The organism is Rhizobium sp. NPDC092011, from assembly GCF_044756305.1.
In the GTDB taxonomy this organism is placed as follows: Bacteria; Pseudomonadota; Alphaproteobacteria; order Rhizobiales; family Rhizobiaceae; genus Rhizobium.
In genome coordinates this window covers 81034-98056 of the sequence record NZ_JBIVSO010000008.1, presented here as the reverse complement: position 1 = coordinate 98056, position 17023 = coordinate 81034, and the positions used below count along the sequence as shown (strand labels likewise).

Sequence of the window (17023 nt, the reverse complement as noted above, 5' to 3'; positions counted from 1 at the left end):
TCAGTCCCTGTTGGACCCGATTCGCCGACCGGTCGCTCCATCGAACAGGTGCAGCTTCCCTGTGTCGGGCTTGAGCGAAATGGTGTCGCCGGCACGAGACCCGATGCGCTCGCGCAAAGCCAGGACGATATTGTCGGAACCGATGCTCGCGACGATAAGTGTCTCGGCTCCCGTGGGCTCGACCACCACGACTTCGGCATCGATCCCGCCTTCCGCGACTGCGATGTTTTCCGGCCGGATGCCGTAGATCACCTCGGTTCCGCGTGTCACACCAAGCCCTTCCGGAAGTGGCAGGCGAGCACCCCCATCGGCGATGAATTCGACGGGGCCGTCTGAACTTACTTTGCCGCGGATGAGGTTCATGCCGGGAGATCCGATAAAACCGGCGACGAACAGGTTTGCCGGCCGATCATAGAGTTCGAGAGGCGAGCCGATCTGCTCGACATACCCATCCCGCATGACGACGATCCGATCGGCCATGGTCATGGCCTCGATCTGGTCATGGGTAACATAGATGGTGGTCGTGCGCAGGCGCTGGTGCAATTGTTTGATTTCAGAGCGCATCTGCACCCGCAGCTTTGCATCCAGATTAGACAGGGGTTCGTCGAACAGAAAGACCTGCGGCTGGCGCACGATCGCTCGGCCCATGGCAACGCGCTGGCGCTGGCCGCCGGAAAGATTGCGCGGATAGCGGTCGAGCAGGTTTTCCAGGCCGAGAATCTGGGCGGCCTCCCGTACCCGTCGCCTGATTTCTTCCTTGGGCGCCTTTGCCAGCCGGAGCGAAAAACCCATATTGGCCTCAACCGTCATATGGGGATAAAGCGCGTAGGATTGAAACACCATGGCGATATCGCGGCTTTTGGGCTCGACATCGTTGACCACGCGGCCGCCGATCGCAACATCGCCGCCGCTGATTTCCTCCAGTCCGGCAATCATGCGAAGAAGGGTCGACTTCCCGCAGCCGGAGGGGCCGACGAGAATGACAAATTCGCCATCCTCAATATCGATATCCACACCGTGCAGAACTTCGAAATGACCGTAGCTCTTGCGGACATTCGCCACGCTTACAGATGCCATAATGTTCTCCAGATAGAAACGCGTGTTGTTCGATCGCCGGCGCCATTGCGGATCTTCGGAGCCGGGCGGGCGTCGAATTGATCTATGCGATGGTTGCAGCAGAGTAGGGTGCCAAGGCCGCATCGATTGCGGCGATGCAAAGATCGCGCGCAGTGGGCGAAACCGTCCTGGCGACCACCGCCGGATAGAGCCGGCTCAGATACTGGCTGATGAGTGTCTCGGGAATGTCGCCATCGAGACGCGCAAACAGGGCTTCGACGGCCGCCGCCGCGCGCTTGTCCGGCCAATAATAGCGGATGCGGTCGCTATAGCTGAAGTGTCGCTGCAAGCGTTGCTCCTCGAGCGATCCGCCATAGTGCGAGTCCCAGTTGGCCGGATTTTCCAGCATGACGGTTTCCATGGTTGCGTAAATCGAACCCGGCAGGCTCCCGCCATGGAGGGCGGTTGCGATGGCGTCTAGGCCATAAAGCGCCTCGCGCAAGGCGAAGGTCAGGCCGGGGCCAACCTTGAGGATCGCAAATCCGCCATCCACAAGGGCGGCCAGCGCTTCGGCTGGCTGATAATCCGTGGAATGGGCCTCGAAGAGCAGGCCGGGCATGTCGCTGAGCGCTCCGATTAGGGATTGCGCCCGATCGGGCCGATAGATGGCGACATTGGCATTGCCGAACTCGACGCCGGGCTGCACGACAATGGCGATCACCCGCTCCAGCGCGGTCTCAATACCTGCTTTCGCGAAGGCTCTGCGATGGACCGCAAGCGTCTCCATTGCGGCCTGCGGCCGTGTGACCTCGAGCTCTTCGAGCGCATGCGTGGCGCCGCCCGGAGGCGGAACCTCAGTTCCGATGATATAGACAGGCGGCTTGCGACCGGAACGGACTGCCGCATCTTCGGCCACCCTGGCGAGCCTTGCGGCCCGCTGTGCGGTCACCTCGTCCGCCAAGGCAACCGGTTCGCCGACGCAGCCCATCGATGTGTCGAGGTGGATCTTGTCGAAGCCTGCCTCGACATAGGCTGCTATCATCGCTTCAGCCTTTGCCATTGCCGCCTCTGCGGGCAACTTCTTCCACGGGTTCGGCCCCAGATGGTCGCCGCCCAGGATGATGCGATCGGCGGGAAAGCCGACCGTCGAGGCGATATCTTCGACGAACTGCCGAAAGTCACGTGGCGTCATCCCGGTGTAGCCACCCTCCTGATTGACCTGATTGCAGGTCGCTTCGATCAGGACGACGGCCTCGTCCGAAAGCCCGCGCTTCAGAGCCGCTTCAATGACAAGGGGATGCGCGGAACATACCGACGTGATCCCGCGCGGCAATGTCTTGACGCGATCACCGAAAAGCCGCCTCAGCGCAACGTGGCGATTGTGTTCGATGGACGCTCTCATCCGAGCATCACGACTTTGGTCAGGTGGCGTGGGGAAACCGTATCGACGCCCTTGGATTGCGCTGCCCGCTCGCCAAGGATCTGCAGGGCAGGAAGCACGCAGAGGCTGGCGAGTGCCGGATCGCAATCGACAGGAAACTCCAGATCGCCGGGGCCGCCGAAACCGATGACTGTCGCACCCTTCTGCCGCAACTCGGCGACCAGTAGTGCCTCCACATCCTTCTGATCGGCGCTGTAAAGCATGATAACGGCCGTCTTGTCGTCGACAAGGCTGATCGGCCCGTGACGATATTCGAGCGGGTGAAAGCCCTGCGTCATGCTTTGGCTCATTTCCATGAGCTTCAACGCGCCCTCGAGAGCAATGCCGTAAAGCGAGCCGCTGCCGAGGAAGACGAAATGTGAACGCCCCGTGATAGCGCCGGGCAAAGTCTTGTCGAGCTGGTCGGCAAGGAGGCGTGCGGACTGGACGATCGCGGATGGTACCTCCATTCCGACCATCTGCATACCCAACAGCAGCATAAGGCTTGCCGAAACCGTCATGACGATCCCTTCGTCGCCATGGGTTTGAGCTTCGATCAGGCGATCGCAATTCTTGGCAAGCGAGCTCTCCGGCTCGACCGTAATGGCGGTGACGAAGACTCCGGCCTTGCGGCTTGCCTTCGCCGCAGCCACGGTTTCCGTCGTTTCGCCGCTGCGTGAAAGGGCGACTAGATGGGCCTTTTGCCAATGCGGCCAGAAGGCGGCCGGGCGGTTCAGCCATTCCGCACCGGGTACGGCAATCGCAGGATAGCCGGCGCGATTGGCATAGGTCGCAAGCGACAAAGCAAGATTGTAGGATGTGCCGCAGCCCAGAAAAACCGTCAGTTCGGCATCGTGCGGGGCGGAGATTGATCCGATTGCCTTTTCCCAGAAGGGGAATTGCTCGAAGATCACCTTTTCCGTCGTGTTCATGCTAGCTCCGATTTACTTGACCGATCCGGCCAGCAGACCGCTGACGAGGTATCGATTGAGAAAGATGACGACCAGGGCAGGAATGATGATGGCAATCGATCCGCTCGCCGTGATCAGCCCATAGTCGATGAAATTCTTGGTGACGAATTCCGGGATCAGCACCGTCAATGGCTTCGTCGCCTGCGGCGAGAAGATAAGCGGGACGAGATACTGCCCCCACGCACCAAGAAAGGTCAGGATCGCCGCTGCCGTAAGCCCCGGACCAGCAAGCGGCAGGACGATGTTGAAGAAGATGTAGAGCCTGCCGGCGCCATCGAGCTGGGCCGCTTCTTCAAGCGCGATCGGCAGCGCTTCAAAGACGCTGCGCAGCAGCCAGAGAGATAGAGGCAGATAGGCCGAGACATAGATCAGCGCCACGCCGACATAGGTGTCGACCAAATGGAGGCTGATCATGATCCGGTAAAGCGGGATCAGGACTGCATAGCCGGGAATTGCAAGCGTCGCCACAACTGCGGCAAACAGGAAGCCTCGGCCGGGAAACCGGATGCGTGTGAAGGCGTAGGCACCGAGCGCCGAGATGGCGACGCAAAGCAGCGTGGCTGCAACCGACGTCACGATGCTGTTGATGAGCGCAGCACGAAACTGCGACCAGACCTGAACCCCGCCAATTCGGGCAATGTCGATGCCGAACAGGCGTGAGAAGTGATCGAGCGTGAAATGCTGCGGGAAGAAATGGATCGGGCGCGCCGAGAAATCCTCGGTTGGCGTCACCGAGCTTGCAAGCGTCCAGTAGATCGGACCCAGCGACCAGATCAGGAGGGCCACGACACCGGCCCCGATCAGCAAACGATATGAGAGGCTCTGTTTCATCAGTCAAACCGGGTGTTGCGATAGACGCGCAGGACGTAGACGAGCGAGACAAGCAGCGAGACCAGGGTGATCACGAGCGAGAGCGCCATGCCGTAGGAAAATCGCAGGTTCTGGAATGTCTCGAGATAGATCTGTACCAGAACTGGCCTTGTCTCGAGGCTGGAGCCGGCCAAGACCCAGGCTTCGTCGAAGAGGTTGAAAGCATTGACGGTCGCATTGGTCATGGCGACTGCAATCGCGCTGCGCACCAGCGGAAGCGTGACCAGGGCGAACATCTGCGTGCGCGTCGCGCCATCTATTCTCGCCGCCTCGTAGAGATGGGTGGGAATGCTCTGCATGGCCGCGAGCACGATGACGACGGTCAATGGCATCATGCGCCAGACGTGAACCACCGTTACCGCGATGATGGCACTCGTGCGGTCGTTGAACCAGACGTGGTTGTCGAAGGGCAGCCCTGCCGCCGAGAGAATGCCGTTCAGCAGTCCCGCGCCGGGCTGATAGATCCAAAGCCAGATCACCGCATTGACGACACCCGGCAACGCCCAGGGCAGGACGACGGCTGCGAGCAGCCATTGCCGACCGACCTTGACCTGATTGATGAGGGCAGCGGCAAGGACGCCGAACACCGTCTCAGCCACAACGGCCAGAACAACGTAAAGAAGCGTGTTGACCCAGGTTGTTGCCAACTGCCCGTCGGAGAACATGCGGGTGTAGTTCTCCAGCCCGATAAAGGGCGTTCCCGCCTGCATCGGATTGATCCTGTGGAGGCTATCCCAGACGGTTCGGCCGATCGGATAAAAGACGAGGGCGGCCATCGTGATCAGGATCGGGGAAACAAGCAGTATCCCGAGCATGGTGTCGGCTTTTACGCCGGCACCACGTCTGATCCTGCCACCGGCAGAAATTGCTAGTGTCATTGCGCCGACGCCTGCTTTGCTGCATCCGCAATGCTCTGCATGGCCTGATCGACGGTGACCTGACCCTTGGCCGCGCTATTAATCGCGGTATTCACGGCGCTCGAGAATTCAGGGTACCAGGGCGGCGTGCCCTGTGGGAACAACGGCTCGACCGTCTTTGATTGCGCGACAAGCGCGTCACCGCTTTGCAGCTGACCAGAGGTGTTCAGCTCGGCAAGCGCAGAGGTTCGGGTCGGCAAGGCGCCATTGGCGGCATTCTTCTTTTGGAACTCCTTGCTGGTGAACCATTTGACGAAGGCGATGGCCGCTTCCTTGTTTTGCGAAACGCGGGGGATGGCGAGCGCCTCCGGAAGACCGAAGCTACGGGTTTCGCCGCTTTCAGTCGGCACCAGGATCGCATCGACCTGGCCTGCCACTTTCGATTGCTTGGGATCGTTCATCTGGCCGATGCGGCCGGGCTCGCCCGAAATCATGATGCTGGTGACGCCCTGGGCGAACATGCTCTCGTTGATCTGGCTGTCCTTGAGATTGGTGGAGGCCGGGTCGACCAATCCTTCCTTCAGCAGCATCAACTCGAAGGCAAGCGCCTTGTAGCCGGCGGAATCCTTCGAGACGAAGAGGGGTTTGAAGTCCTTGTCGAACAGCTCGCCGCCGAACGCCTTCGTCAGCAGATACCAGCTCGTCGAAGCGCCCTCGGTCGGGGAGAGCGGCAAGCCGATCGGATAGGTCGCGATCTTCTTTTCCTTGATCTGCTTGGCCGCCGCAACCAGTTCGTCCAACGTCTTCGGCATCTTGGTAATACCGGCATCGGCAAAATGCTTCTTGTTGATCAGCATGACGCGAAAGTCGTTTGTGTAGGGCACGCCAAGCAGATTGCCGTTGACGGTGAAGATTTTGGAGACGCCGATATCCTTGACCGTATCAGCATCGATCACGTCGTTGAGCGGCAGGTACCAGTCGGCGGCGCTGAACTGGCCGGTCCAGGACCAGTCGAACTCGGTGACATCCGCAGGTGCGGCACCCGCGATCAGCGAGGTGACGAGCTTCGGGCGGATATCGTCCCAGGAGAGGGTCTGCATGTTGACATGGATGCCGGTTGCGGCTTCGAAATCGCCGGCAATATAAGCAGCCTGCGGCGAGGGCATGAGCACCGTGATCGTTTGGCCGGCGAGAGGCTTGGCATCCTGAGCGGCAGCCGGAACGGCGGTGATCAATGCCGCCAAGGCGACGAATGGCAAAGTAATTTTACGCATGTTCCCTTCTTTCCTTGTTATTGAGGTCTGCTTCACTTGAATGCACCGGCGCGGTCACGACCGTGGCGGCAATTTGCCTGATCCAGCCGTCATCAACCGGCCAATCGAGGAGTTGGGCGGCAGCCAAAAGGGCGCCGCCGATGGGTGGAAGCTTCGGTTCCGCCGCAGGGCGACCGATGCGCTGCTCGAGTGCGGCAAGCAGCGTGCTGCTCGCAAAGGTGCCCCCCGCATAGGTCCAGTCGGCGGTCCCATCGCAATGCGGCGATATCGCCTGGATATGTTTTGCAAGCTCGGCTGCAGCCTGCTCGATCAGTTGTTTGGCGCCAACGTCTCCATCTGCAGCAACGCGGTCGACGAGGACGGAAAGCCCGGCAATATCCGCACGCGGATTTTTGAGCTCACTCGCCCAGCCCCCAAGCGCATTGAGGGGATCTGAAGCGTCGAGACCGAGAAACGCGAAGATGGCCTTGGCCAGTGCGGTTGGCGCTGCGCGTCCGTCAAGACACTGGCTGACGAGACTAAGGGCGGCGCGTCCGATCCAATAGCTGCTGCCTTCATCGCCGATCACATCGCCCCATCCGCCGACACGGGCAGACAGGCCGGCGGCATTGCGCGCCCAGGCCATCGAGCCTGTGCCGGAGAGGATGAGAATTCCCGGCTGGCCGGCAAAGGCGCCGAAATGGGCTGCGTCGACATCGTTGAGAACAAGCTGCCGTGCCTTGGGAAAGCTACTCGCAATCGCCTCTCGCTGCTGTTCGGATAGCCGCTCGACTTCACCATAAGCGGGCAGGGCGGCGGCAATCGCTGCAAGCCGAGCTTCAGCCAGGAAGGGGTGCAGCGCGCGATTAAGCTCTCGCCGCCAGTTCGGATTGTCCATGGGGTTGACCCCGCCGCTGCGCGACATGCGCAAGACATTGCCTGCCCTATCTGCAAGGGCCACCAGAACCTTGCTGCCGCCGCCATCGATGCCAAGGATCAGGTCCTCGCTCATTCGGGCGCTCCCAGCTCCGCAATCGTCGTCTCGACAGCGAGATTGACAAGCTCGCTGAGCCAATGGGGCGGGAGCCCGGCATCGGTGATCACTTTCGCCGCATTCAACGGAGCGACCTTATAGGTCGCCATCGTGCCGAACTTGGAGGAATCGGCGAGCACGAAGCGGTGCGCCGAGCGGCTGAGCATGCATCTGTTCAGGCTCGCCTCGGCGCTATCGACGCTGTAGATGGCACCATCCGGGCTGATCGCGCTTGCGCCAAGGAAGAGCTGATCGAACCAGATCGACTCCAGCATGGCTTCGGCCTGCGGCCCGACGAGGGATGCGTTTTCGCTGCGCAACTGGCCGCCGAGCAGCACGACTTCCAGATTGGGAATGTTGAGGAATTCCTGAGCGACCGTGAGCCCATTGGTGAAGATACGCAGCGGCATCGGATTGATGCGGATGAGGCGCGCAAGCTGCAGGACGGTGGTGCCGGCATCGAGGAAGATCGCCGTTCGCGGCGTCAGCAGATCATAGGCTGCGGTCGCAATCGCGCGCTTGGCGGAGAGATGTCGCTTGGCCCGTTCCTGAAAGGCAAGCTCCACCGACGAACCCTCGGCGATCCTCGCGCCACCATGCACGCGATCGATCGCGCCTTCTCTCTCGAGAACCTGGAGGTCTCTGCGCACCGTTGCCAGCGAGGCGCCGATGGCGTCGGCAAGCGCCTGGATGGTCGAAAATCCATTCGCATAAAGATGGCTGCGAATAGCATCGAGACGATCGACTTTCACTCCCCCGGCCTGACTCAACGAAGGTTCCTCTTCAGCAATCGTTTCGATTTCGCTCAGACTTCCACTCAATACGATCAATGTCAATCACGAATCTGATTTATTTTGATCTTTTCGGAATGCCCTTGATCAGAAAGACAAAACGCGGGCCCTCTCTCGAGGGACCCGCGTTCTACAGTTGCTACCTCGGCGACGTGCCGAGATCAGTGATATGCCGGCAGCAGGTCACCATGTTGCGCGATCAGATCGTCCACAAGCGCCCAGATCTGGTCCGGGGACAATTCCGCCGAGGTGTGCGGATCGAGGAGTGCCGCTTGGTAGATGCGCTCACGTTTCCTCGTTAGCGCCGCCTCGACCGTCAACTCCTGAACCGAAACGCTCAGCCTCATCACGGCCGCAAGTTGTGAGGGTATGCGCCCGATGCGGATCGGCTGAATGCCGTTGTGATCGACGTGGCAGGGCACTTCGACGATGCATTCATCAGGCAGGTTCTGGATCAGCTCATCGTTCGGGACATTGCCGTAGATCAAGGCCGGTTTGCCGGTGACGGCGGCATGAATGATGCCCGCCGCATATTCGTTGCTGCGGCAGACGTCGATCGGCTTGCCACCTTCGAGACCGCGGCGCAATTCGTGCCACTCGGCAATCTGGTCCTCGCAACGGCGGATATATTCGTCCAGCGGGATGTTGAGCTGTTCGACCAGATCATCGCGTCCTTCCTTGATGTACCAGGAGGTATATTCTGAAAAATGCTCGCTCGATTCCGTGACGAAATGGCCAAGCCGCTTCAAGACGTCGAAACGAACTTTGTCGTCGGCGGGAATGCGTCCCCCATCCGCCAGAGACCGCAGACGCGGATAGAGATCTTCGCGACTGCCATCGGCATGCAGCTTTTCGTATTTGAGAAAGAAGGCGACATGGTTGATGCCGGCGGAAAGATAGTTGATATCGGCGATGCTTTCGCCAAGGCAAGCGGCAAGATGGCCAGCCGTGTGCTGGACGCTGTGGCAGAGGCCAACGGTTCGAATGCTCGGCGCGATCTCCTTGATCGCCCAGCAATTGATCGCCATCGGGTTGACGTATTGCATCAGCAAGGCATTGGGGCAGACCTCTTCCATGTCGCGGCAGATCGCCTCGAGGACGGGAATGGTGCGAAGCCCACGGAAGATTCCACCGATCCCGAGCGTATCGGCGATTGTCTGCCTCAAACCGTACTTTTTCGGAATTTCAAAGTCGGTCACGGTGGCTGGCTTGTAGCCGCCGACCTGCATCATCAGAATGACGAAATCCGATGCCTGCAACGCCTCCCGGCGATTGAGCGTCGCTTCGATCCTGACCTTGTCGAGATGAAGCGCCTCGCAGATTCGGCGAGCAACAATCTCGGATGTCTTCAGGCGATCGGGATCGATATCGAACAGGCTGATGACGAAGTCACCGCCGATCTCGGACGACAGCACGTCGCCTAGAATGTTTTGAGCAAAAACGGTGCTTCCGGCACCCACGAGGCAAATCTTCGGCATGGCTGGTTTCCTCTCAGCAATTCATGTCGAAGCAATCCCTCTTTCAAACAAGAATTTCTTCCTGTTATTTTGGTAATTATTCCGGGATTCGAGTGAGGCGGTGATCCATGGCAGAGAAGTTCGATCCGGAGCGTGAGACATTGGCGACCTCACAAGGCCGGTTTTGGGTGGAGCGCCATATCGCCAGCACCATGGCGAGTGCGCACTGGCACAATCACGTCGAACTGAACCTCCTTGCTGAGGGACGGATGACCTATCTCTTCAATGGCAAACAGGAATATGTCGAGGCCAATCGGCTCATCCTTTTTTGGGCGGCCATACCGCATCAAACCATTGAGGTGAGCGCCAACGCTTCACTCATCTGCATCTACCTGCCTCTCGCGGACTTTTTAGGCTTGTCGGTTGATCGTGACATCAGGCGTGCAGTCATGCAGGGCAAGTTTCTGAACAGCCCGCGTGTGGATATATCCGATGCGATGGCGGCGAAGCGCTGGGTGGAGGATTGGGATGGCGGCGACCCAGGGCGGCGGGAACTCGTCGCAGATGAGGTCAGGTTGAGGGTGCGTCGTATGATCCTCGACAGCAAGGCCGAAAGGAAGTCGTTGCCGGTCCTGTCGAATGCAGCCTCTTCAGGCTCGGCGGTACGCCATGCCGAAGCCCTCACGGACCTCATCAACGAGCATTTCGCCGAGCCGCTCAGTATGCCACGGCTTGCCGGGCTTGCAGGTATTCATCCCACCACCGCAAACAAGGCATTTCGGGATGTCCTCGGAATATCCGTGAACGAATACCTCACCCGCTATCGCATAGCCCGCGCCATGCAATTGCTTGCAGATACGGACATCTCAATTCTCAACATCGCTTACGATTGCGGCTTCGGGTCCAGCAGCCGTTTTTACGAGGCTTTCAAAAACCGTACCGGACAGACGCCGCTGGCTTTCCGCAGGATGTTCGGTGATCCAGGAGGCGTCGAATAGGCGGCTCAGGCTCGCCTTCATTCGTCACTGTGCGGTAGGATAGTACCAAGAATAACCGAAATGATAGCGGTCCGGTTCCTTGCCGTAGTAATAGGGAAGGGCGATATCCCGTTGATCGGGAAGTTGAATTGCCTTTCCGAACTTTGCTTCGAGCCACTGTTTCAACTCGTCCGGCATGGACGATTGGCTTCCGTCACGTTCGTTCCAGACGAGCAGGACAGGTCCTTTCCCAAGGGCCTGGGTGCTAAGGTCCGATGCCGGGTAAGCCGTGGAAACCACTGACGTGTCGGGCATGTTCACGCGTATATTGCCCGCCTTGTGCCATGTCGTGGTGACGATCGCCGAGGGCTGCTTTCCTTCCGCGGCAATGACCTTGTCCAGGAAGGTGCCATAGGGCGTATTCAGATGCTGATAGGAATGGAAGAAACACGCAAGGAGAATGTCGCCTGCGATGACCATGGGCAGCGCCACCATCATGACGATCGGAATATAGAGAAACTTTCTGATGTCCGTCTGGCTTTGTCGTCCGGCAGCGTCGAGCTTGAGGCAAAAATAGGCCGGCACGAGAAACAGGAACGGCAGGAGCCAGCGGTCGCGAAGCTCCGTGAGCGTCACGATGAATATCAGGGCGAGCAGGATGATCGCGGTGCTCGCAAGGATCCTCGCGATGAAATCGCTCCATTCGCTTCTCGCGCGCAACGATCGCAGGAAGGATTGACGGAAGACGAGAAGGAAGATCACCGTTGTCGGTACGATGATTTCTACCGTCGTCTTGATCAGATCGGCAATTCCGTGGGCAATGTCGGAGAACTTTCCGCCGGCCCCTTGTTCCGCCATGGTGTTGACCGTCGACGTCAGGACGAGATCCATGTTGGAAATCATCCAGGCCGCGTGCGGCAGGACCACCAGAACGGCAAGCGAAAGCGTTAGCAGAAGCCGGGGATCGAAAAGCCGCTTGCGGCCCTCGGGATGACAGAAGGTTGCGACAAGGACGCTCAGGATGACGAGCGCGAAGTTGTATTTCGTCAGCATCCCGAGCCCGGCCCATAGGCCAATCATGGCGTAGGAAAAGAGGCTGGGCCGGCGAATCGTCGAAACGACGAAATAGATGAACACGACCACCGCGAGCAGCGTCAGTACGGTGTGTGTGAGATCTCTCTGCGCCTGCCAGAACATCTGCGGCATCGTGAAAAGAGAGAGCACGCCGATCGCCGCCAGCCGCTTGTCAACCACAAGCAGGCGCAGCAGCTTGTGATAGGTAATGTAGACGCAAAAGAGCATCAGGTTCTTGACGATGACGAACGACGCTACGCTTGTGCCGAAAATCTCGAAAACGCCGTATTGAAGCCAGTTATAGAGGGGCGGCTGCGCGTCATATCCCCAGGCAAGCCATTGTGAGACGACGAATTGCTGGGCTTCATCGATCCGAAGCGAGTCGGAAATGGCGATGCGGATAATCGTCTGTACCAGGAAATATGCCGCCAGGGCCCAGGATACCCAACGGAAGTCGGAGGTCGCGCCAAGGCTGCCGGTCGACGCATCGTCTTCCAATACAGCGGCAAAGCTGCCATTCCCCAGAGGTTTCATCCCGATCTCCGTGCCTGTGCCAATGGCGTCATGTTGGCGCAATGTCACAGATATAACGCGCGCGCAACGGCTTCCGGCATAATTCTGGACGTTGCTGTGCGGTCTTTTGCCGCCGCGCGCGGCAATCCGCGCGGGCGCTCGTGCCGGCAGGGAGGCCCGGTTTCCGGGCTCGCCGGCGAAAAAGCCCTAGACGACGACGATTCCCTTGTGCTTGGCCTTGTGTTCGGGCTCGACATGGATCGTGACGATCGCTCCCGATATGGCCTTTCGCAGCGCATCCTCGATCTTGTCGCAGATGTCATGGGATTGGCCGACGCTCATCTCGGCTGACACGACCAGATGGAAGTCGATAAAGGTCGCTTTCCCGGCATGGCGCGTCCTCAACGCATGTGCCTCGATGGCGTCGTCCGCGTTGAGCGAGATGATTTCCTTGATCCGTGCCAGCTCCTCGGGAGGGGCCGCCTCATCAAGCAATCCGCTTGCGCTCTCTTTGAGGACACCCCAGCCGCTCCAAAGGACATGAACTGCCACTAGGGCGGCAATCGCGGCATCGAGCTGTGTGATGCCGGTCAGAATAACCAGAACCACGCCCACGACGACGCCAACGGAGGTGACGACATCGGCCATCAGATGCTTGCCATCCGCCACGAGCGACGCCGAGCGCTGGACGCGTCCCTGTCGAATGAGAAGGCTTGCCCATGCGACATTGATGATCGTGGCGACCGAGCTGACGGCAAGGCCGGTCCACGCCGCGTCGATCGGTTTGGGATGGAGGAAACCCATATAGGCTTCGTGCATGATCGCGAGAGCCGCGACCACAATCAGCGAGCCCACCAGAACGGCCGACAGATACTCGGCCTTGTGGTGGCCGTAAGGGTGCTCCTCATCGGGTGGCTGGGACGCGATCTTGACCGACAGGATAACGGCCAAAGCCGACACCACGTTGATGATGCTTTCAAGCGCGTCCGACAAAAGCGCGACACTTCCGGTGATCCAATAGGCGGCATATTTAATCGCCAGGACCGCAAGGCTGATAAAGAAACTTCCAAGTGCGATTTTTAAAGATCGTTCCATGTCGGTCCTGGTCCCGTGAGCGGTTGGCGAGCCTGTCTTACCGGCGCCAAACCCGTCGTTTGAAATAATGAAGTGACATGGCTGCCGAGACAATCGCCTCGAGGGCGGGTGGTGCCCGCCATGCCCGGAAATCTCTCTTGCGTATCAACCAAGCAGATGCTCATGGAGAATGGAGCTCCCAAGCCCGATAAGCGCCAGGCCCGCGACTGCTTCGGCAATTCGGCCGAAGCGAGCGCCGATAAGCCGGCCGATCAGCATGCCGCCCGACGACATGAGAAATGTCGCGGCACCGATTGCCATGGCGATAATGACGATATTAACCTGAAGGAAGGCGAGCGAGACGCCGACGGCCATTGCGTCGAGACTTGTGCCGATTGCCGTTGCCATCAGCACGGCAAACGACATGGCGGGGCGATTATCGCCCTTTTCTTCTTCCGAGCCGCGGATAGCTGCATAAAGCATATTTGCCCCGACCGCACCCAGCAGGCCGAACGCGATCCAATGGTCGACAGCACTGATATATTGGGCGGCGGCGATACCTGCCGCCCAGCCGATGATGGGCGTGATCGCCTCCACGATGCCGAATACAACGCCCGTTCGGATGGTTTCGATGAGGCGAGGGCGGCCTAGCGCGGCACCACGGCCAACCGATACCGCAAACGCATCCATGGACATGCTGAAGGCCAGCACGACGACTGCAAAGAACGACATTTGAACAACCTTGCGGACACAGGAAACCGGGTATCCTCCGCCCTGTCCGAGCCAGGCGGGGTTCACCACGGTCTTGCCGAGTCGATCTTTCGACTGAACGCGCCACGTGCGCAGCGCACGAGCATGTTGACACGTTCCCGCCGGGCCGGCGGTGGCTACTCCCCGATAGGCGCAGCAGGTAGTGCATCGATCTTTGCGTGTCAACCAAAGCCAATGAAATAAAATGTGAAATTACTGTTATATAACAACAATTTGTTGGGCGTTTCTCAGTTGCAATTGCACATGCAAATCAGTCGCAAAAACTCCAGGCCTCCTTCGGCTTTTGGGCGGACAAGCGCAGTCGACGACGGAGCTGCCGATGTCGAGCTGCGCGTGGCTCTTTGCTGAAACGCGGAAAGGAATTTGCTCTTATTCCGCGACGGCGGCTATCCGAGCAGACGCTTTCTGAGCCGCTCGATCGCTGCGGGTCGGAGGCCTGCCCAGACGAGATAATCCGCCGCTGAACGATATTCGGTCTCGATGAAATCGATTGTCGCAGCCATCGTCCCCGGCTCGCAGGCAAGCAGCGGGCGGAATTTCTCGATGTCGCCACCCTGCGCCACCGCATTGGCCAGGATGTCGTCGATCATGGGCGCAATCATCGGGCCTGTCAGTGCATAATCCTCGAGAATGGTTGCCGTGTCGACGCCGGCGGTCGCAAGCAGCAGCGCTGCGATAATGCCGGTTCGGTCCTTTCCGGCCGTGCAATGGAAAAGCACGACACCATCATCGTCCGCCTCGGCGATCAGCGACAGCACTTCGCCTATCGCCTGGCGGCGCTCCCGCAGGGCGCGAATATAAAGATCGAGCAGGGTGTCCGTATCAGGCCCGTAGGTCGGGGCCAAGGCATCGAAGAGCGAGATATTGTGATAGCGCACCGCCTCGTTGCGGCCGAAGGGATTGGGTTGGTGTTCAAGCTCCGTGGCATTGCGCAGGTCGATCACGACGTGCACGCCCTCGGCGACGAGGGATGCCATGCCCTCTTCATCGAGACGATGCAGACCGTCGGCGCGCAGGACACGGCGCCAGAGCGTGGTTGTGAGGCCGGCGGAGTAGCCGCCAAGATCGCGAACGTTATAGGTGCCCTTAATGGGCAAGTGACGCATGGCTTTGGTGTCCATCACCGTATTCCCGATTTCATGAAGGAGGAAACGACCTGTCGCTGCAGGACGATATAGAGGAGGAAAATTGGAAGGCTAGCCATCGTGGCGGCGGCCATCAGCGGTCCCCAAAGCGTGCCTTCCGAGGTCATGAACATCTGGATGCCGATCTGGATGACGCTATTTTCCGGCGTCCGAGACAGAAGAAGCGGCCAGAAATACTCGTTCCAGGTTGAAATGAAGATCAGGATAGCGAGCGAGGCGATCGTGCCGCGCAGATTGGGCGTGATCACCTCCCAGAGGGTGCGCCAACTGCCGGCACCATCCATGCGGGCGGCCTCCAACACCTCTCTTGGAAAGCTGCGCATGGTCTGCAGCAACAGCAATATGGCAAGGGCCGAGGCGAAATGCGGCAGGATCAGAGCGGTGACGCTATCGAGCAGGCCAAGGTTGGCGACGATCAGGTAGTTCGGGATCATCACCACCTGCAACGGCACAAGCCACGTCAACGCAACGAGAATATGGACGATCCGGTCGCCGGGGAAGCGCCAACGCGCGAAGGCATAGGCCGCGAGCAAGCCTGTGAGTAGCTGTATGACGGTAACCACGACCGACACTATCAGTGTATTGACCAGCATCCGGCCGATCGGGATCGCATTGAGTGCGTAGATGTAGTTGTCGAGCGAAGCCGTGGTCGGCCAAATGCTCTTCTCAAAGACGCGGTTTGCCGGCCGCAGCGATGTTACGATCATCCAATAGACGGGAAAGAGGCAGAAGAACGATAGGACCACCATGACCACATGGCCGGCGGTCTTTTCGATCCCGAGGATGGCGTTACCGCGCCGAGGCGGTCGTGCGGAGGCATCAGTTGTCATAGAAGGAAAACCTGTCGATCAGCCGGAACAGAACGTAGGCCAGCACGCCAAAGCCGATGAAGAGGACGACGGCGGCCGCCGAACTCCAGCCGACCGAAAGGCTGGAGAAACCGAAATCCCAAAGGAGATAATAGATATTCGTCGTTGCCCCGAGCGGACCGCCGCCGGTAAGCACATTGATGTAGGAAAAGCTCCATTGTGCGCCGAGCAGGATGGTCATCATCACCAGAAACAATACGGTAGAACTGAGGAGCGGCAGCCTGATGTCGCGAACGATGTCCCAGCGACTGGCGCCGTCCATGCGCGCGGCTTCGATCAGGGACGGGTTGATATTGGCATTGGCGGCCGAGAGGATCAGCGTCGAAAAGCCGATCAGCTTCCATCCGGTCAGCACCGTGATCGTCCAGATGGCGATCTTCGGGTCCTGCAGGAAGCGCGGCGCCAGAATTCCCATCGATTTCAGGGTGATGGCGACCATGCCGTGGCCTGGGTCGAGCAACCACCGCCACAACACAGCGGCAACGACGGGAGCCACGATCATCGGTACGAAGATCACTGCGCGATAGATGTTTCGCGCGCGCGCCGGCAGGTCGGCTGTGAAGATGGCAATCGCCAGCGGCAAGAGAACAGCGAGCGGCAAGAGACCAACGACATAGATCCCGGTGTTGCGCAATGCCTGCCAAAACTTCGGAAGCGAGAAGATGTTGACGTAATTGGTCCAGCCGACGAACGTCATCGGCGAGGTCGCCAGCATGTTCCATTCGTAAAAGCTCAGCCGAAAGGCGTCGATCAGCGGCCAGTAGATCCAAAGGAGAAAGGTGGCGATGGCCGGCGACAGATAGAGCCACGGGAGATAGCCGGATTTTCGAGACCCACGGCGCGGCCTGGCGGATGCGACCGATGATGCGGTGGAGGCGGTGATCGTGGTCAT

General features: G+C 59.4%; 16 protein-coding genes. 1 reads left to right on the top strand and 15 read right to left on the bottom strand.

Annotated features, from left to right (window positions below; translation table 11 throughout):
- From ACIQJ2_RS26275 to ACIQJ2_RS26235, 9 genes are all read right to left on the bottom strand, one after another.
- A complete protein-coding gene (locus ACIQJ2_RS26275) occupies nt 1–1077 on the bottom strand; it encodes an ABC transporter ATP-binding protein (RefSeq protein ID WP_400670458.1) in 1077 nt (358 codons plus the stop codon).
- 82 nt (nt 1078–1159) lie between these two features.
- Nucleotides 1160–2458 carry a D-tagatose-bisphosphate aldolase, class II, non-catalytic subunit gene (locus tag ACIQJ2_RS26270; protein ID WP_400670456.1) on the bottom strand — a complete coding sequence of 433 codons (1299 nt, stop codon included), beginning with the start codon at nt 2456–2458 and terminating at the stop codon, nt 1160–1162.
- Complete coding sequence (locus ACIQJ2_RS26265) at nt 2455–3408, bottom strand: SIS domain-containing protein (RefSeq protein WP_400670454.1); 954 nt, start codon at nt 3406–3408, stop codon at nt 2455–2457. Before ACIQJ2_RS26265 ends, ACIQJ2_RS26270 begins: the two co-directional genes overlap by 4 nt.
- A 12-nt stretch (nt 3409–3420) precedes the next feature.
- Nucleotides 3421–4278 (bottom strand): carbohydrate ABC transporter permease, encoded by an 858-nt coding sequence (locus tag ACIQJ2_RS26260; protein ID WP_400670452.1) that lies wholly within the window; start codon nt 4276–4278, stop codon nt 3421–3423.
- Nucleotides 4278–5195 (bottom strand): carbohydrate ABC transporter permease, encoded by a 918-nt coding sequence (locus ACIQJ2_RS26255; RefSeq protein WP_199147249.1) that lies wholly within the window; start codon nt 5193–5195, stop codon nt 4278–4280. Before ACIQJ2_RS26255 ends, ACIQJ2_RS26260 begins: the two co-directional genes overlap by 1 nt.
- Complete coding sequence (locus tag ACIQJ2_RS26250; protein ID WP_400670449.1) at nt 5192–6448, bottom strand: ABC transporter substrate-binding protein; 1257 nt, start codon at nt 6446–6448, stop codon at nt 5192–5194. Before ACIQJ2_RS26250 ends, ACIQJ2_RS26255 begins: the two co-directional genes overlap by 4 nt.
- The gene (locus tag ACIQJ2_RS26245) at nt 6441–7439 is read right to left on the bottom strand and encodes an N-acetylglucosamine kinase (RefSeq protein WP_400670447.1); all 999 of its coding nucleotides are present in this window, start codon (nt 7437–7439) and stop codon (nt 6441–6443) included. The genes ACIQJ2_RS26250 and ACIQJ2_RS26245 overlap by 8 nt, the downstream gene beginning before the upstream one ends.
- Complete coding sequence (locus ACIQJ2_RS26240) at nt 7436–8230, bottom strand: DeoR/GlpR family DNA-binding transcription regulator (RefSeq protein ID WP_400670444.1); 795 nt, start codon at nt 8228–8230, stop codon at nt 7436–7438. Before ACIQJ2_RS26240 ends, ACIQJ2_RS26245 begins: the two co-directional genes overlap by 4 nt.
- A gap of 182 nt (nt 8231–8412) precedes the next feature.
- On the bottom strand, nt 8413–9729 hold the full coding sequence (locus tag ACIQJ2_RS26235) for an alpha-glucosidase/alpha-galactosidase (protein WP_400670442.1): 1317 nt from the start codon (nt 9727–9729) through the stop codon (nt 8413–8415).
- Between the two features lie 107 nt (nt 9730–9836).
- Here ACIQJ2_RS26235 and ACIQJ2_RS26230 point away from each other — a divergent pair, with 107 nt between their 5' ends.
- A complete protein-coding gene (locus tag ACIQJ2_RS26230; protein ID WP_400670440.1) occupies nt 9837–10706 on the top strand; it encodes a helix-turn-helix domain-containing protein in 870 nt (289 codons plus the stop codon).
- Nucleotides 10707–10730: 24 nt separating this feature from the next.
- Here the strand turns inward: ACIQJ2_RS26230 and ACIQJ2_RS26225 are convergent, their stop codons facing one another.
- The 6 genes from ACIQJ2_RS26225 to ACIQJ2_RS26200 all read right to left on the bottom strand — a co-directional run bounded on the left by ACIQJ2_RS26225 (nt 10731) and on the right by ACIQJ2_RS26200 (nt 17023).
- Nucleotides 10731–12293: a glycosyltransferase family 39 protein gene (locus tag ACIQJ2_RS26225; RefSeq protein ID WP_400670438.1), complete on the bottom strand. Its 1563-nt coding sequence runs from the start codon at nt 12291–12293 to the stop codon at nt 10731–10733.
- A 186-nt stretch (nt 12294–12479) separates the two neighbouring features.
- Complete coding sequence (locus ACIQJ2_RS26220; RefSeq protein WP_400670436.1) at nt 12480–13367, bottom strand: cation diffusion facilitator family transporter; 888 nt, start codon at nt 13365–13367, stop codon at nt 12480–12482.
- A 144-nt stretch (nt 13368–13511) separates the two neighbouring features.
- On the bottom strand, nt 13512–14078 hold the full coding sequence (locus ACIQJ2_RS26215) for a manganese efflux pump (protein WP_199149390.1): 567 nt from the start codon (nt 14076–14078) through the stop codon (nt 13512–13514).
- Between the two features lie 425 nt (nt 14079–14503).
- On the bottom strand, nt 14504–15238 hold the full coding sequence (locus ACIQJ2_RS26210) for a tyrosine-protein phosphatase (RefSeq protein ID WP_400670433.1): 735 nt from the start codon (nt 15236–15238) through the stop codon (nt 14504–14506).
- A complete protein-coding gene (locus tag ACIQJ2_RS26205; protein WP_400670431.1) occupies nt 15238–16092 on the bottom strand; it encodes a carbohydrate ABC transporter permease in 855 nt (284 codons plus the stop codon). The genes ACIQJ2_RS26210 and ACIQJ2_RS26205 overlap by 1 nt, the downstream gene beginning before the upstream one ends.
- Entirely contained in the window at nt 16082–17023 is a 942-nt protein-coding gene (locus ACIQJ2_RS26200) for a carbohydrate ABC transporter permease (RefSeq protein WP_400670429.1), read from the bottom strand. The genes ACIQJ2_RS26205 and ACIQJ2_RS26200 overlap by 11 nt, the downstream gene beginning before the upstream one ends.

Coding starts and splice junctions, on each gene's coding strand:
- ACIQJ2_RS26220 (WP_400670436.1), bottom strand. CDS start 13,367: ATGGAACGATCTTTAAAAATCGCACTTGGAAGTTTCTTTATCAGCCTT.
- ACIQJ2_RS26265 (WP_400670454.1), bottom strand. CDS start 3,408: ATGAACACGACGGAAAAGGTGATCTTCGAGCAATTCCCCTTCTGGGAA.
- ACIQJ2_RS26225 (WP_400670438.1), bottom strand. CDS start 12,293: ATGAAACCTCTGGGGAATGGCAGCTTTGCCGCTGTATTGGAAGACGAT.
- ACIQJ2_RS26260 (WP_400670452.1), bottom strand. CDS start 4,278: ATGAAACAGAGCCTCTCATATCGTTTGCTGATCGGGGCCGGTGTCGTG.
- ACIQJ2_RS26275 (WP_400670458.1), bottom strand. CDS start 1,077: ATGGCATCTGTAAGCGTGGCGAATGTCCGCAAGAGCTACGGTCATTTC.
- ACIQJ2_RS26255 (WP_199147249.1), bottom strand. CDS start 5,195: ATGACACTAGCAATTTCTGCCGGTGGCAGGATCAGACGTGGTGCCGGC.
- ACIQJ2_RS26250 (WP_400670449.1), bottom strand. CDS start 6,448: ATGCGTAAAATTACTTTGCCATTCGTCGCCTTGGCGGCATTGATCACC.
- ACIQJ2_RS26230 (WP_400670440.1), top strand. CDS start 9,837: ATGGCAGAGAAGTTCGATCCGGAGCGTGAGACATTGGCGACCTCACAA.
- ACIQJ2_RS26245 (WP_400670447.1), bottom strand. CDS start 7,439: ATGAGCGAGGACCTGATCCTTGGCATCGATGGCGGCGGCAGCAAGGTT.
- ACIQJ2_RS26200 (WP_400670429.1), bottom strand. CDS start 17,023: ATGACCACGATCACCGCCTCCACCGCATCATCGGTCGCATCCGCCAGG.
- ACIQJ2_RS26210 (WP_400670433.1), bottom strand. CDS start 15,238: ATGGACACCAAAGCCATGCGTCACTTGCCCATTAAGGGCACCTATAAC.
- ACIQJ2_RS26215 (WP_199149390.1), bottom strand. CDS start 14,078: ATGTCGTTCTTTGCAGTCGTCGTGCTGGCCTTCAGCATGTCCATGGAT.
- ACIQJ2_RS26270 (WP_400670456.1), bottom strand. CDS start 2,458: ATGAGAGCGTCCATCGAACACAATCGCCACGTTGCGCTGAGGCGGCTT.
- ACIQJ2_RS26235 (WP_400670442.1), bottom strand. CDS start 9,729: ATGCCGAAGATTTGCCTCGTGGGTGCCGGAAGCACCGTTTTTGCTCAA.
- ACIQJ2_RS26205 (WP_400670431.1), bottom strand. CDS start 16,092: ATGACAACTGATGCCTCCGCACGACCGCCTCGGCGCGGTAACGCCATC.